The organism is Pseudomonas sp. GW460-12-10-14-TSB1 (assembly GCF_017349775.1).
GTDB classification, from domain to species: domain Bacteria; phylum Pseudomonadota; class Gammaproteobacteria; order Pseudomonadales; family Pseudomonadaceae; genus Aquipseudomonas; species Aquipseudomonas piscium.
Genome location: NZ_JACNAC010000055.1, coordinates 29067 through 43684, shown reverse-complemented (window position 1 = coordinate 43684; position 14618 = coordinate 29067). Strand labels below are relative to the sequence as shown.

13 protein-coding genes and 1 pseudogene are annotated in these 14618 nt (G+C 62.1%); 5 read left to right on the top strand and 9 right to left on the bottom strand.

Features of this window, described 5'->3' with window-relative positions:
* Positions 1-397: 397 nt before the first annotated feature.
* The 3 genes and pseudogenes from J4D52_RS24925 to J4D52_RS30610 all read left to right on the top strand — a co-directional run.
* On the top strand, positions 398-1669 hold the full coding sequence (locus tag J4D52_RS24925; RefSeq protein ID WP_025805088.1) for a PAAR domain-containing protein: 1272 nt from the start codon (positions 398-400) through the stop codon (positions 1667-1669).
* Positions 1650-2228 (top strand): hypothetical protein, encoded by a 579-nt coding sequence (locus J4D52_RS24920; protein ID WP_124302538.1) that lies wholly within the window; start codon positions 1650-1652, stop codon positions 2226-2228. The genes J4D52_RS24925 and J4D52_RS24920 overlap by 20 nt, the downstream gene beginning before the upstream one ends.
* A 186-nt stretch (positions 2229-2414) precedes the next feature.
* Positions 2415-2632, top strand: a pseudogene (locus J4D52_RS30610) (site-specific integrase); the annotation flags it as partial.
* Between the two features lie 81 nt (positions 2633-2713).
* On the opposite strand, the gene mtr reads toward J4D52_RS30610, so the two are convergent.
* The 8 genes from mtr to J4D52_RS24880 all read right to left on the bottom strand — a co-directional run bounded on the left by mtr (position 2714) and on the right by J4D52_RS24880 (position 11686).
* Positions 2714-3991 (bottom strand): tryptophan permease, encoded by a 1278-nt coding sequence (mtr, locus tag J4D52_RS24915; RefSeq protein WP_025805090.1) that lies wholly within the window; start codon positions 3989-3991, stop codon positions 2714-2716.
* 98 nt (positions 3992-4089) lie between these two features.
* Entirely contained in the window at positions 4090-5433 is a 1344-nt protein-coding gene (locus J4D52_RS24910; protein ID WP_102676190.1) for an amidase family protein, read from the bottom strand.
* A 35-nt stretch (positions 5434-5468) separates the two neighbouring features.
* Positions 5469-7178 (bottom strand): NAD(P)/FAD-dependent oxidoreductase, encoded by a 1710-nt coding sequence (locus J4D52_RS24905; RefSeq protein WP_102676191.1) that lies wholly within the window; start codon positions 7176-7178, stop codon positions 5469-5471.
* 18 nt (positions 7179-7196) lie between these two features.
* Positions 7197-7667 carry an aromatic-ring-hydroxylating dioxygenase subunit beta gene (locus tag J4D52_RS24900; RefSeq protein WP_102676192.1) on the bottom strand — a complete coding sequence of 157 codons (471 nt, stop codon included), beginning with the start codon at positions 7665-7667 and terminating at the stop codon, positions 7197-7199.
* Complete coding sequence (locus J4D52_RS24895) at positions 7660-8961, bottom strand: Rieske 2Fe-2S domain-containing protein (RefSeq protein WP_102676193.1); 1302 nt, start codon at positions 8959-8961, stop codon at positions 7660-7662. Before J4D52_RS24895 ends, J4D52_RS24900 begins: the two co-directional genes overlap by 8 nt.
* Positions 8962-8974: 13 nt before the next feature.
* Positions 8975-9922: a flavin reductase family protein gene (locus J4D52_RS24890; protein ID WP_102676194.1), complete on the bottom strand. Its 948-nt coding sequence runs from the start codon at positions 9920-9922 to the stop codon at positions 8975-8977.
* 14 nt (positions 9923-9936) lie between these two features.
* Complete coding sequence (locus tag J4D52_RS24885) at positions 9937-10338, bottom strand: hypothetical protein (protein WP_038581331.1); 402 nt, start codon at positions 10336-10338, stop codon at positions 9937-9939.
* Positions 10319-11686, bottom strand: a complete 1368-nt coding sequence (locus tag J4D52_RS24880; protein WP_025805097.1) for an MFS transporter — start codon at positions 11684-11686, stop codon at positions 10319-10321. The genes J4D52_RS24885 and J4D52_RS24880 overlap by 20 nt, the downstream gene beginning before the upstream one ends.
* Before the next feature lie 120 nt (positions 11687-11806).
* Here J4D52_RS24880 and J4D52_RS24875 point away from each other — a divergent pair, with 120 nt between their 5' ends.
* Together J4D52_RS24875 and J4D52_RS24870 are read left to right on the top strand one after the other, a co-directional pair.
* A complete protein-coding gene (locus J4D52_RS24875) occupies positions 11807-12694 on the top strand; it encodes a LysR family transcriptional regulator (protein WP_102676220.1) in 888 nt (295 codons plus the stop codon).
* A 45-nt stretch (positions 12695-12739) separates the two neighbouring features.
* Complete coding sequence (locus tag J4D52_RS24870; protein ID WP_063428909.1) at positions 12740-13864, top strand: GNAT family N-acetyltransferase; 1125 nt, start codon at positions 12740-12742, stop codon at positions 13862-13864.
* Between the two features lie 15 nt (positions 13865-13879).
* Here the strand turns inward: J4D52_RS24870 and aqpZ are convergent, their stop codons facing one another.
* A complete protein-coding gene (aqpZ, locus tag J4D52_RS24865; protein WP_063428910.1) occupies positions 13880-14578 on the bottom strand; it encodes an aquaporin Z in 699 nt (232 codons plus the stop codon).
* Positions 14579-14618: the final 40 nt, after the last annotated feature.

The window sequence follows — 14618 nt, the reverse complement described above, 5'->3', positions numbered from 1 at the left end:
CCCCCCCCCCCCCCCCCCCCCCCCCCCCCCCGCCCCCCGGCCCCGCGCAAGGCATGTACGGCTATTTGCTCTTGCGGGTTGGGTCGCTATGAAATTTGCAGACATGGACAAGTTCAATAAACAGGTTGCGGCCATCGGCAACGAATTACCCCATTGACCACCATGACCCATGTATTGACCCAGGAACAGGAAACCGAGAAGTAAGCAGGAAAATCAGACCATGCCACGTAAGAGCAAATACGGAGGTCACGCCTACAGTCGATGATCTACCACAACAGCCATGGAACAATAGTTCAGAATCGTCCTAAAGCCTTACCCATCGTCACTTGCTAGGTTCGCAAAGCTCTACGAGGAGCCGAGTTTTTCTCCCGCGGATCAGTTAATGCAAGGACGATAAATGCTCTCTTCTGCTCGCCTGGGCGACAAACACGTCTGCCCGCTTCCCGGTCACGGTACGACACCTATTGCTTGCGCTTCTGGTGACATCAACATCAACTTCATGGGAGCCGCCCGAGTTGGTGACACCTGCGGTTGTGGGGCGGTCATCACCACGGGGTTTCCCTCGATCATCCTGAATGGCCGCCCCATGGCCCACTTAGGGAGCCCGACCAGTCACGGTGGAACGATCATCTCGGGCAGCCCCGATACCTTCGGCGGCTTCCAGTTCGGCGGCGCAGCAATCCAGGTTATCGTTGACTTCGCCAAGCTCGGCGCCGTGCGCCCGGACGGCTCAGTGAATGATCAACTGATGTCTGAGCTGCTGGCCGACTCACAACTGGAGCAGCGCGCCTTGCTCTCGGGCGCTCTGGTGCAACCCGGCAGTTCGTCCTCAACAGCCCCCAAGGAGCCGTTGACTCCCGAGCTAATCGCAGTCGCCGGAAGCCAGCACGACAAAAGCTCGGGCAACCAAATGATGTTCATCGGCCAAGCCGTGCGCGAGCTGGCCGAATTCAAACGCAGCAAGCCCGCCCTGACGCGGACGCTGATGGTGTTCACCCCGTCATACAGTGAAACAATGCTCAGTGCTGCACGCGAATCCGCCGACGCCTATGGTGCTGGCTTTATTGGCGTAGCCAATGTCCAGGAACTGATCGACTACCTGAACCAGGGCAAGGACCGCAAGCAATCACCCATCGAACACTTATCGCTGTTCAGCCACGGCGTGCCGCATCGGATTGCCTTCGGCTATCAGCTTGCCGGGGATTTCCAAATGTCCTTAGACGTACTGAGCTACGACAAGATTTCACCTTCGGCGTTTGCCAGTTCGGCGCAGATCGACAGCTACGCCTGTAGGACCGGTATGGGCAATCGGTCGGACTTCCCTGTCGAAGATGGCATCCAGTTCTTTCCACAGACCAACGAAAGTCTGGCGCAGTTGCTGGCCAACCACCTGCGAATCAAAGTGCATGCCTTTGTTCGACGTTCAGACTACAAGAACACCTGGGGTTCGTTCGAGGAACGCCAGCTGGGTAAGCTGTGCGGCATCAGCAATAACGCAGCCCCCGGAGAAGAGTGGTGCAGGAAGTGGGGTGAACTGAAAGATGAACGAAATGAAAGCCAAGACGTGCTGAAATTCACCTATCAGACCATGGGGGCTATTAACCCTGTGATCTCAGGCGACACGCCCATTGGCGCACCGGGAGGCCACTTTGAATTTTCGCCAAAATAAAGGGGTGTGGATTGCCCTTGCTATTTTCTCTCCACTGCTGCTGATCTGGGGTTACTACGAGCTGAAAGCTATGACGAGCGTATATAAGCAAGATTATGGCAATGGTGTGGTTGTCCACGCGGATAAATACGTAAAGACGGGGCGCTGGGTCTTCGACTGCGAGTATTCACGGTTGATCAGTCGCGAGCCGCTGCCTATACCACTATCTGAGCTGGAGAGTGCCGGGAAACTTACCATCGGCAATATGTTCTTTTTGAAGGACTCAGACAGGGAGCCAGCCAAGGAAGCACTGAGAGCCATAACGGGCATACGCGACTGGTACAAGAGTCTGCGCTATCTCTACTCCAGCTTGGATGAAAATAGCGACCTCAACACTCATGTTTTTGACCTGCTGGCTAAACATGAAGGTCGGCAGTGGGCATTGAAAGTTCGGCAGAGACTTGACCACCAGGGCAAGTCGAGTTTCAGGATCACAGCAGAGCCCTACGATCCCGAAACTTACATGGACTATGCCAAGGCACTCCAGGCCGCCGCCAAGAGCTGTCCTGTTCCACAGTAAAGGCATCAGTCGGGGGACTGGCTGATTTTCCGTGAACAGCACGGCACGCGGGCCTGTAAGCTATTCAGGAGGCCCGCTGCCAACTCTCTCAGGATCGTCCGCGATTCGTCACCAATCCTGACAGAGAACCCCGTGACTGCACCCATCCGCCGCGCAACATCTCTTCGCCCAGGACAATTCAAACACCTGATCCGCGTTGCATCCGTTACTGGCCGTCTGCCAGAGCGTGACGTGGTGCTTTTGTGGCTCACACGCACACCACTGGGATTCGCGTCACCGAACTGGCCTTGCTGGAGGTCGCAGACGTGCTGTACCCCAGAGGAGCGATCAAGCCCGAGGTGCATCTACGAGCGGACATCACAAAGGGTTGCCGACCGCGCAATGTGTACCTGACACATGCTCGATACCCTACACGCCTTATATGTGAAATCGGGGGGACACCTTGACGAGGAGCCCCCTTTTTTTGCCTGGGCCGAGGCCGGCGGTTAACGCCAGACCGGCAGCAGGTCGAAGCTGAACAGCAGGTGGGCCAGGGCGTTGGCCAGGCCGAACAGCAGCACCAGGACGATCATCGGCGTGCCGCCCCAGACCCGGTACAGCGGGCTGGCGAAGCGTTTGCGCGAGGCGTGGGCGAGCAGGGCCGGGGTGATCACCGCCCAGACGGTCGCCGCCAGGCCGGCGAAGCCGATGGCGAGGATGAAGCCTTCCGGCCAGATCAGCGCGCAGCCGATCGGCGGGGCGAAGGTGACCAGCGCGCTTTTCAGGCGGCCCCGGGGGCTGTCGTCGAAGCCCAGGGAGTCGGCGATGTAGTCGAACAAGCCGAGGGTGACGCCGAGGAACGAACAGGCCACGGCAAAGTTGGAGAACAGGGTCAGCAGCAGGTCGACCCGGGCGCTATTGAGCATGCTGCCCAGGGCGCTGATCAGCACATCGATGGTGCCGCCCTGGCGGGCGATGTCCTTGAACTGATCGCGGGGCAGGGTGCCCATGGTGCAGAGCATCCACACCGTGTACAGCACCAGGGCGATCAGGGTGCCGATCAGCAGGCAGTTGCGGATGCGCTGCGGGTCCTTGCCGTAGTGCTTCATCAGGCTCGGCACGTTGCCGTGAAAGCCGAAGGAGGTCAGGCAGAACGGTAGGGTCATGAACAGATAGGGCAGGTAGTCCGGTTGCGGGTTGCCGCGATCGAGCAGGACCTGCGGCTGCACATGGCCGAGCAGGCCGCCGAAGGTCAGGAAGAAGGCGAGGATCTTGGCGCCGAACACCAGGGTGGTGATGCGGCTGACCGCCGCGGTGCTGAGCCAGACCACCAGGGCCACCGCCAGGGCGAACACCAGGCCGCCGTTGCGCGAGGAAATCTCCAGGCCCAGGTTGTGGGCGGTGTGGCGGATCACCGAGCCGCTGGCCGAGATATAGGCGTAGGTCAGGATATACAGGACGAACACCAGGGTAGCGCCGTTGAACAGGCTCCAGCGCCGGCCGATCAGGTCGCGAGTGATGGTCGAGAAGCTCGCCCCCGGCCGGTAGTTGAGGTTGGCTTCGAGGATCATCAGCCCCGAGTGCAGGGTGCAGAACCACGACAGCACCAGTACCGCGAGGGAGCCTTGGAACCACAGCCCCGACATCATCACCGGCAGCGAGAACATGCCCGCTCCGACAATGGTACCGCCGATGATCATGGCACCGCCGATGACTGAGGGCCGGTGTTCGGCGACCGTGCGATGGGAGGTTGAAGGGGATGAAGCGATGGACGTACCGCGCATGGCAAGGCCTGCAATGAAATTGTTATTGGAGGTAGCGAGGGTGCGCCTCGGGTGTGCGGAAAACCGGCAGGCCGGCTCCCGCGCACCCGGGCGACGACTCAGCGCAGAGCCAGCAGGCGGCTCAGTTGCTGCGCCATTTGCAGCAGCTGGTGGTCCTGCCCGGGCAAGGCGTCGAACGACAGCCCGACCGGCAGGCTGCCGGCGGCGGCCACCGGCACGCTGACACTCGGCGCCGCCAGGTTGCTGGCTGGGTCGGTGTTACGCACGAAATGCTCGAAATGCTCCTGGGCGCCGCTCTCGCTCAGCAGCGGCGCGGTGCAGCTGACGGTCGGGTAGGCGATCAGGTCGAGCCGGTGCTGCTGGAACAGCCCGGCATATTCGCGGTCAAGGCGCAGTTTGCTCATCAAGGCCTGCACATAGTCTTCGTAGGAAATGGCTGGGCTTTCCAGCTGCGCCATGAGGGTCTTCTTGATCTGCGGGTCGCGGATCTGGCCGAGGATGTCGAGGAAGCGTTCGCCCTGGCCGGTCTTGAGCAGGAACCGCGGGAAGTCGATGAAGAACTCGAAGATCGGCAGCGGGAACTGGATGCTTTCGTTGATCTCGCCGATCAGGCGGTCGTCCACCGGCACCATCTCCACGCCCTGGTCGGCCAGGCAATCGATCGCCGCGCGGCAATCGCTGTGCACCTTGGTCTCCAGCTCGGACCAGAAGAACTGCTGGGGAATGCCGATGCGCAGGGGCTTGGCTTCAGTCGGCGCGGCGAAGGACGTGCCGGTCAGATGCCGATGCACGAACAGTGCGTCTTCCAGGCTGCGGGTCAGCAGGCCCGGCGAGTCCTTGGTCTGGGACACCGGGACAATGCCGTCGCCAGGGTAGACCCCGGTGCTCGGGCGAAAACCCACTACGCCGCAGAAGGCCGCGGGAATCCGCACCGAACCGCCAGTGTCGGTGCCCACCGCGCAGGGCACCAGGCCGGCGGCCACGGCCGCGGCACAACCGCCGCTGCTGCCGCCGGCGCTGTGTTGCAGGTGGCGCGGATTGACCACCGCGCCGTAGCTCAGGTTGGCCGAGGTCACGCCGAACGACAGCTCGTGCATGTTGTTCTTGCCGGCGGCCCGCGCGCCCAGCGCCTTGAAGCGCTGGACGATGCCGGCGTCCGCGGCCGGCTGGTAGTCGGCCAGGCCGGGCGTGCCGGCGGTGGTCGGCAGGCCGCTGACATTGATGTTGTCCTTGAACGAAACCGGGATGCCATAGAGTGGCGCCTGGCGCTGCTCTGGTGTGCCGGTGTCACCGCTGAACGCCTGCGGGGCGAAGCTGATGAAGCTGTTCAGGTGCCCGGCGTCGGCGTATTGGTCGAGCAGCGCGCGATGCCAGGAATCCAGGCAGAGATTGCCCTGGCGAAACCCGTCAACGAGCGCTTCGATCGAAAGCTGGCTGTACATGAAAAAGTCTCAACGAAAGTCGGTGGGGGCCTGGCTCAGCAATAGCTGAAGTGCGATTGCAGATCGAACAGCGGGTTGCCTTCCAGCAGTTCGCCACCGAGGCTGGCGATCACCGCGCAGGCGCCGTTCAGGGCGGTCTGCACCGCGCCTTCGGCCCAGCCGCCGGTAAACGAGCTGCCGCAGCCGGCCAGGTACAGGCCGGTGTCCTGCTGCGGGTCGAGGGCGGTCTTGAACTGATAGAACAGGCGCTGGGAGTACAGGTCGTCGCCGGGGAAATTCAGCTTGAAGGCGCCCAGGGCCTGCTTGTCGGTGAGCCAGTCGTACTCCAGCACGTAACGCTGGTAGTCGCCGTCCAGCGGCACTAGGTGGTTGGCGAACTCCGGCGCGCTCATCGCCAGTTCGTCCACCAGGCGCTTGCAGCGTTGGACCTTGTCGGTCATCGAGACCATTTTGTGCGAGTCGTCTTCCCAGGTGTAACTGATCAGCACCACGCCCCAGGAGTCCGGGTCCTGCGGGGCGTAGTCCAGGCAGTAGACGCCCTTGACCAGGGTGTCGGTCTGGATGTTCTGCGCCAGGCCATGTTTGAGCCAGAACTTGTCGCGGGTCAGGATGAACAGCTTGGACGAGCCGACCATGTGGGTTTCGTTGATCGCCCGGGCGACATCGCGATTGACGAACTGCTCGGCCTGGGTGAGGCGCATGTTCACTTGCAGGGCGCGGGTGGTGGCGGTGGTGATCACCCGGTCGCAGCCATAGGTTTCACCGTTGCAGCCCTGCAGCAGGATCTGCCCGTCGGCGCCCTTGCTGATGGATTCGATGCGGGTGCGGCAGATCCGGTCGCGCAGGGCGATGCCATGGAATTCCTCGTCGGCGATTCGCTCCCAGAGGGTGGAAATGCCGTTGGGCACCAGCCGTTGGTTGACCTCGAAAGCGTTGATCACCAGGCGTAGGATCTCGGTGAACGAGGCCCGGTACACCGACTGGAAACCACCCGAACCGATGCCCAGGGAACCGAACAGGTGGAAGTCTTCCGGCTTGCGCCAGTGCTTGCCGCCCGGCGGGTTTTTCGAGGTGAAGATCTGCACCATGGCCGAGTAGAAGGAGTGATCGCCAAAGCAGTCCAGGTAGCGTTGCCACTCCGGCTGCACTTCGGCGTATTGCTGTTTTTCCAGCAGGTCGGTGAGCAGCAGCGGAGGCGCCAGGAAGGTGCCGTCGTCCAGGCGCACGCCCTCCTTGAGAAAGGCGTTCCAGCCCCGGTGCACGGTGTTGAAGATCGGCGGCGGATTTTCCCCGGCCGGCCAGTGATGGGTTTCGCCGCGGTAGTGGATTTCGGTGTCGACCACCCCAGGGTCGGGGAAGGCCTCGGTGGTGCCGATGCCGAAGCGGTCCAGGTAATGGAACAGGCCGACTTCGCTCGGCGGGAAACGCATGGCGCCCATCTCGGCGATGAACTGCGGTTGTGTTTCGTCGAAGCACTGGGTCAGGAAACGCCCGCCGAGGTGGTCTTTCGAGGCTTCGAACAGGGTGATGCGGGTGGCACCGGCGCGCAGCAGTTCATAGGCCGCGATCAGGCCGCTGAGGCCGGCGCCGACGATGCCGATGTGCTTGTCGGCGATTGCCGGCGGCAGGTGACCGATGGCCTGGGTGGCACGGCGCAGGAACTGCCCATAGTCGTACAACAGGTCGATGTTGGGGAACGAGCGGGTGCCTTGGGTTTCTTCGAAACCGGAGTGGGAGGAGTTCACAGGTAAGGGTCTCGGAAATCAGATGATGAGCTGCAGGCTTTCAAACGCGCGGGACGGATTGAGCAGGAGGACTTTCTTGCGCTGGATTTTCCACTGGCCGGCGAGGCACAGCAGTTGGTGTTCCACGGTCACCGGGTAATGCCATTCGCTGTCGCCACGGGCTTCGCAATACAGCATGGGGGTCAGGCAACGGGCGCTGAGGCCGTCCGGGTCGAAGTCGATCGCCGGCCGCTGGGCAATGTGCAGGCCGCGGCTCTTGGGCTGCTGCGAGAAATTGCGGGCGCTGGCCAGGCGGTTGATGCGCAGGGTGGTGAGGAAGCGGTCCTCATACAGCAGGGAGGATTCGCGCAACGGGCAGGCTTGGTCGTGGCGCAGGGGAATCCAGTAGTGGAAGTCGTCGCACAGCAGCTGTTGCCAGGCGTCGAAATCCTGTTGGTCGAGAAGCGCGATCTCTTGGTAGATCAGCTGTTCGAGTGGCGAATTATCCATGGGCGGTCGATCCGTCTTGGGCCTGCATCAGCTGCTGCCAGGTGTTGTAGAAGTTGCGCATGGCCCGTTCGCTGGTGCCGGACACCACCTGGGTCTGCTCATGGGATTCGCCCGGTTCGAACAGGCGGGCGACATTCACCCAGTCGTTGGCCTGGCTGCGCAGCCCGTCCATGGCCCGCTCGTACATTTCCACGTCGTCGTGGGCGACCATCGAGCACGGCGAGTTGATCAGGTTGTTGTACTGCACGGTTCTTTCCAGCAACTGCACTGGTGCGCCCACCAGCTCGAAGATCCACGACTCGACCACGGTCTCGCTGGCCGAGATCGGGCGGATCACCCGCAGGGTCTGGATCGGCCCCTTGACCATCAGGTTGGGGAAATACACGGTGTTGTGCCGGGTATCGTCGAGGATCGCCGCGGCCTGGGTTTCGCCGTAGCTCTCGACCATCAACTCCCAGTAACCGGGGATGCTGGAATAGGCCTTGTGGATCGAGTTGCTGACGCCGGTATGGCCATGGCCGTTGGGCCAGGTGCGGATGCCCATGGCGCTGAAGAACTCGTAGGACGCCATGAACGGCGAGAACAGTTCAACGGCCATCGGCGGCTGGCCGTCGTGCCCGGTTTCCTTCCACAGGCGAATGGCTTCGCCGGCCGAGGATTCGTGGGCGACCATCGGGTGGCAGGTGTCGGTCTGGTTGTCGACCACCATCTTCCAGTTGCAGCGATGGCGGTGCAGCAAGGGCTGGCCGATGGCGCGCAATTGCCCCTGGGGCGAGCGCATGACCATGTTGTCCAGGGTCGACAGCGAGTTGCCGAAGAACTCGTTGAAGCCGACGCCCTGTTCCTTGAGGCGCACGAACACGAAGCCCCGGTAATTCTCCACCGCGGCCACCGGCTGCATGCCCTTGTGGGCGGCGCAGCTGCTGAGGTCGCAGTCGTCGTATTCCTTTTTCACCGGGATGCTCAGCAACTGGCCGTCGGTCTTGAAGGTCCAGGCGTGGTACGGGCAGCGGATGAACCGGCCGACATTGCCTTGCGTCTCGGCCAGCACTTTCACGCCCTTGTGCGGGCAGCGGTTGTGCAGCACGACAATCTCGCCGTTTTTCTGCCGGACCATGGCCAGCGGTTGGCCGGCGATGTCGCCGGTGAAGAAGTCGCCGGTTTCCGGCACCAGGCTTTCATGGCCCAGGTAGCACCAGCTGGCGGCGAATACCTGTTGTTGTTCTCGCTCGAAGAGCGACGGATCAAGGAACAGCGTGCGATGCACTTCCTTGCCGTTGAAGTAGTTGTCCAACGAGGTTCTCTCTTTAGATGACCAGTTTCAGGCTTGGGCTTTTGGCCCGGGATACGCAGGGGTAGATCTTGTTGCTGCAGGCGGCCTGCTGCGGGCTCATGATGAAATCGCGGTGATCGACTTCACCTTCCAGCACATCCAGCTCGCACACCCCGCATTCGCCGCGACGGCAGTCGTAGAGCGGCTCCAGGCCGGCCTCTTCGAGGGCGTCGAGCAGGGACTGGCCGGGCTGCACCCGCAGGTCGATACCGGAGTCCGCGGCATGCACGGCGAAACCGGGTTCGTCTTCCGCCAGCGTGGTGTTGAAGATTTCGAAGTGGATGCGCTCGCGAGGAAACCCCAGGCTCTGGGCATGGCTGAACACGTCGTTGAGCATGGCTTGCGGGCCGCATACATACAGGCGGTCCCGGGGCTGCAACTGGCCCAGCACCGCGGCCACCGACGGGCGCCCCTCGGCCGAGTCGGAGCAGTGCAGGCTCAGGCTGTCCTGCAACAGCTCGCGCATCTGCGCGGCATAGGCGGCATCGCCCGCGCTCTTGGCGAAGTAATGCAGCCGCGCCGGGCGCTGCCGGGCTCGCAGATGCCCGAGGATGCCGGTCAACGGCGTGATGCCGATGCCGCCGGCGAGGGCGATGTCGGCGCCGTCGCTGTCGTCCAGCTGGTAGTCGAAGGCATTGAACGGACCGTCGAGTCGTACCTGGTCGCCGACGCCCAGCTGGCGGATATAAGCGCTGCTGGGCGAGTCGGGGTTCAGGCGAATGGCGAACACCAGACTGCCCTGGGGCAGCTCATGTTCGGCCAGTTCGACCCGGGAGTAATGACGCCATTGCTCGAGTTGGGGAATCCACCATTTGAAGTGGGCCCCGGCGGTGGCCTCGCAGGGGGCCGGCACAAGAGGCGCCAGAGTGATTTCCTTGATGCTTGGCGAGAGCATCAGGCACTGGGTGATCTGGTAATTCATGGGGTGACTCGCTGTCAGCTTAACGGTGTTTCATGCAGGTACAGCCACTGGGCCGAGTGCTCATGGATACGGATCACCACCACCGAGAGGCGCGAGGTTTCCTTCTGCTCCAGGCGATGGGTTTCCTTGTAGCGGATCGCCGCGCTGTGGCCTTCGTGCCACACGGTGTGCAGGTCGCTGACGAGGATTTCCAGGCCGGGGCGGGCACCGACCGCGCCGCGGAACATCTGTTCGACCTGCTCGCGGCTGACGATGGCGCCCGCGGTGGTGACCATGCTGAAGTGCTCGGCGAAGGCCGGCAGCAGGCGGTCGATGGCGGCGGCGCCGTTGCCGTCCTGGTCGGTGAAGACCGCGTGGATCAGCTCGTGGACCGCATGGATGCTGTGTTTGGCCTGTTCAACGATTGTGTTGTGCATGACATTCCTTTTGCGTGGTCAGGTTGCTCATCTGCAACAGGGGTAACAGACCCATCACCGCCGCGATGACGAAGGTCAGGTGATAGGCCGGGGTAGACGCCAGGCTGGCGAGCAGCAGGTTGTAGATCATCAGGAACAGCGCGGCGCCGATGCTGAAGGACATCTGCCGGTTGATGTTCCAGATCACGCTGCCCTTGTGGGTATCGGCACCTTCGAAGTCCATCAGCGAGGTGGTTTGCGCGGTGTTGGCGCCGATGCCGCCGCCGATGCCCATCAGGCAGTAGGCGATGACGATGATCGGCAGGTCGGCGGCGCTGTCGACCAGGTAGAGGGTGGCGATGCCGGCGCTGTGCAGGAGCATGCCGAGGGTGAACAGGCGCCGGGCGCCGAAGCGGTTGTAGACCCGGCCGCAGACCAGCATGGCGATGAAGGCGCCGCTGGCGTAGAGGATCATGAACATGCCGGTCAGCTTGGCGCTGAAGTGCAGGCTGTTCTGCAGGAAGAAGATGCTCAGCAGGTTGACCCCGGTGAACACCCCGGGAATCGCGTAGTAGATGAAGATCGAGGTGCTGAGCTTCTTGCTCTTGAGCAGGCTCAACTCGACGATGGCGTTGTCGTAGCGGCGGTAATGCAGGACATACAGCACCACGCAGGTGACGCCCAGCATCAGGCAGCTCAGGGCGGCCAGCGGCGGGTAGTCGCCACCGTACAGCGACATGCCCATCAGCAGGCTGCCGAGGGCCGTGCTGACCAGCAGCAGGCCCTTGATGTCCGGGCGCGCCAGGCTGGCGGGCCGGGCTTCCTTGATCCACAGCCAGGACAGGGCGGCGGCGATCAGCGAGAACGGAATGTTGCTGTGGAACACCCAGCGCCAGGAGCTGCTGTCGACAATCACGCCGCCGATGGTCGGCGAAATGGCCGGGGCGATCAGGGCGACGGCCATCACCAGGGTGGAGATCTTGGCCCGCTGCGGGCCCTGGAACAGGTTGAAGGTCAGGGCCTGGCCCACCGGGATCAGCAAGCCGCCGCCGATGCCCTGGACGAAACGCCAGATCACCAGTTCATGGAAGCTGCCGGCCATCCCGCACATCCACACGGCGCCGCTGAAGAGCAGCATTGAGGCGGTGAGGATTTCGCGGCTGCCGAAACGTCCGGCCAGCCAGGTGCTCACTGGAATGATCAGGGTCAGGCCGAGAATATAAGCATTGGCCACCCAGGCCACGGATGAAGTCGAAACTTGCATATCATGGGCAATGCTCGGTAAAGCCACTGCCGACATGAATATGTTTATACAGTCGATAAAGAATCCGATGAGGAATATAAGAGCCACTTTGTAGCGATAAGTCATATGATCTCCCTTTTGCGGCGGGATCATAGGAGCGATAGACCGAGGGTGTCGATACGCCTATACTTGAAACATTGTTTGATGGAATTTAACAATGACTTGCAAAAAACGGTGAGCTATAACATGCACACGCATCTAAATCGCGTCCAGACATTCCTGGCGGTTGTCGATTTCGGTTCCTATACCAAGGCGGCCAACTATCTGTGCATCAGCAAAGCCATGGCCAGCCTGCATGTCAAGGCGCTCGAGGAAGTTTTGTCGGCGACCCTGTTGATCCGCAATACCCGCAATATATCCCTGACGGAAATAGGCCAGGACTTTTATAACGAGTTCAAGGGTATTGTCGCGGACATCGACAATGCCTTCGAGAATGTCCTGCATGGGCATAATCGTATCTCCGGCAAGTTGCGTTTCAGTTCAACTAGCGAATATGGCGAGCGCTATATACTGCCGATCATTTCCAAGTTCACCGAACGTTATCCGGAAATTCGTCTTTGTTATAACTTCAACTCTTCGTTGAATGATCTGGTGGTGGAAAAACTCGACCTGGTGATCCGACTGGGCAACCTCGCCGATTCGGCTTTCAAGAGCCGCAAGCTGGCCGATTACGAGATCGTCCTGGTGGCCAGCCCGGACTTTCTGGCGCGCCATCCGGTGGTCGAGCCCCTGGACCTGAACAGCGTGCCGTGGATCGCCAACAGCAACCTGCAAGGGCCGACCAACTGGACCCTGAGCCACCCGCAACTGGGCCAGGTCGAAGTCAACGGGCCCAATCACTTCGAGTCCAATTCCTCCACCGCCATCCGCGCCATGACCCTGTCGTCCCTGGGCGTGTCGGTACTGCCCGGCTGGGTGGTCGAGGATGACCTGGCCAACGGCCGGCTGGTGCGTTTGCTGCCCGAGTACGCCTTGCCTTCGCAGTCGGTGAACGTGGTGTTTCCCAACAGTTCGCACCTGCCGCACAAGTCGCGGGCGTTCATCGATTTCCTGTTGCTGCACCTGGGGCAGTGATGGGCGATACTCGGCGCGTTCGTGGCATCACTCCTGGGGAACCCAATGCCGTTGCAATCCTTGACCAGCCTGTCCGCCGTTGATCCGCAGCAATGGGACGGCCTGCTCAGTGACGGCCAGCCGTTTCTGCGTCACGCTTTTCTCAGCACGCTGGAAGACAGCGGCAGCCTCGGCCCGCGTTCCGGCTGGCAGGCCGAGCATCTGCTGCATGTGCAAGACGGACGCCTGATCGCGGCGCTGCCCAGCTACCGCAAGTGGCATTCCTACGGCGAGTACGTGTTCGACCATGGCTGGGCCGACGCCTGTGCCCGGGCTGGCATCGAGTATTACCCCAAGCTGCTGAGCGCCGTGCCCTTCAGCCCGGTCAGCGGCGCGCGGCTGCTGGCGGCAAGCCTGGAAGACGGCCTCGAACTGCTGCAGAGCCTGCCCGGTTACCTGGAGATCGAAGGGCTCTCCAGCGCCCATATCAACTTCACCGACGCCTTTACCGATGCCGCCTTGGCTGGGCAAGCCGGTTGGTTGCAGCGCCTGGGCTGCCAGTTCCATTGGCAGAACCGCGGCTATCGGGACTTCCAGGACTTTCTCGATACCCTCAGCTCGCGCAAGCGCAAACAGATGCGCAAGGAGCGCGAGCAGGTGGCGGGGCAAGGCATCGAGTTCGAGTGGCTCGAAGGCCGGCAACTCAGCGAAGCGCAGTGGGATTTTGTCTACGCCTGTTACGCCAACACCTATGCGGTGCGGCGCCAGTCACCTTACCTGACCCGGGCCTTTTTCAGCCTGCTGGCCGAGCGCATGCCCGAGGCCATCCGCGTGGTGCTGGCCAAGCAGAACGCCAGGCCGGTGGCCATGGCTTTCAGCCTGATCGGTGGCGACAGTTTCTACGGACGTTACTGGGGCTGCCTGGCGGAGTTCGATCGCCTGCATTTCGAAACTTGTTTCTACCAGGGCATGGACTACGCCATCACCCAGGGCGTGCAGCGTTTCGACGCCGGGGCCCAGGGCGAGCACAAGCTGATTCGGGGGTTCGAGCCGGTGATTACCCGGTCCTGGCACTACCTGCGGCACCCCGGCTTGAAAGCGGCGGTGGAGGATTTTCTCCAGCAGGAGCGGGTGGGCGTGCTGGCTTACGCCGAAGAGGCGAGGGCCGCGCTACCGTATCGGCAGGCGTGACCCTCGGGGTTGCTGTCAGCTGTCTTCCTTGCCCAGCCAGCGATAGATGCCACCGCCGACCACCGCGCCGAGAATCGGCGCCAGCCAGAACAGCCACAGTTGCTGGATCGCCCAGCCACCGACGATCAAGGCCGGCCCGGTGCTGCGCGCCGGGTTGACCGAGGTGTTGGTCACCGGAATCGAGATCAGGTGGATCAGCGTCAGCGCCAGGCCGATGGCGATCGGTGCGAAGCCCACCGGCGCACGTTTATCGGTGGCGCCGAGGATGATCACCACGAACATCCCGGTCATCACCAGCTCGCTGACAAAACCCGCCACCAGTGAGTAGCCCCCCGGCGAATGTTCGCCATAGCCGTTCGAGGCCAGCCCGCTGGCCAGTTCGAAACCGGGCTTGCCGCTGGCGATGAAGTACAGCAGCGCCGCGGCGATCACCCCGCCTATCACTTGCGCGACGACATAGGCAGGCAGTTCCTTGAGCGGAAAGCGCCCGCCAACCACCAGGCCGACGGACACCGCGGGGTTGAGATGACAGCCGGAGATATGGCCGATGGCGAAGGCCATCGTCAGGACGGTAAGACCGAAGGCCAGCGACACGCCCAGCAGGCCGATCCCGACATCCGGAAACGCGGCCGCCAATACCGCGCTGCCACAACCACCCAATACCAGCCAGAAGGTACCTAACAACTCAGTGACTGAACGTTTGAACAGCGACATAGAAGTTATTCCTTATCGATCCGATAAAGCCGTTATGCAG

Coding starts and splice junctions, on each gene's coding strand:
- aqpZ (WP_063428910.1), bottom strand. CDS start 14,578: ATGTCGCTGTTCAAACGTTCAGTCACTGAGTTGTTAGGTACCTTCTGG.
- mtr (WP_025805090.1), bottom strand. CDS start 3,991: ATGCGCGGTACGTCCATCGCTTCATCCCCTTCAACCTCCCATCGCACG.
- J4D52_RS24880 (WP_025805097.1), bottom strand. CDS start 11,686: ATGACTTATCGCTACAAAGTGGCTCTTATATTCCTCATCGGATTCTTT.
- J4D52_RS24875 (WP_102676220.1), top strand. CDS start 11,807: ATGCACACGCATCTAAATCGCGTCCAGACATTCCTGGCGGTTGTCGAT.
- J4D52_RS24925 (WP_025805088.1), top strand. CDS start 398: ATGCTCTCTTCTGCTCGCCTGGGCGACAAACACGTCTGCCCGCTTCCC.
- J4D52_RS24910 (WP_102676190.1), bottom strand. CDS start 5,433: ATGTACAGCCAGCTTTCGATCGAAGCGCTCGTTGACGGGTTTCGCCAG.
- J4D52_RS24870 (WP_063428909.1), top strand. CDS start 12,740: ATGCCGTTGCAATCCTTGACCAGCCTGTCCGCCGTTGATCCGCAGCAA.
- J4D52_RS24885 (WP_038581331.1), bottom strand. CDS start 10,338: ATGCACAACACAATCGTTGAACAGGCCAAACACAGCATCCATGCGGTC.
- J4D52_RS24900 (WP_102676192.1), bottom strand. CDS start 7,667: ATGGATAATTCGCCACTCGAACAGCTGATCTACCAAGAGATCGCGCTT.
- J4D52_RS24890 (WP_102676194.1), bottom strand. CDS start 9,922: ATGAATTACCAGATCACCCAGTGCCTGATGCTCTCGCCAAGCATCAAG.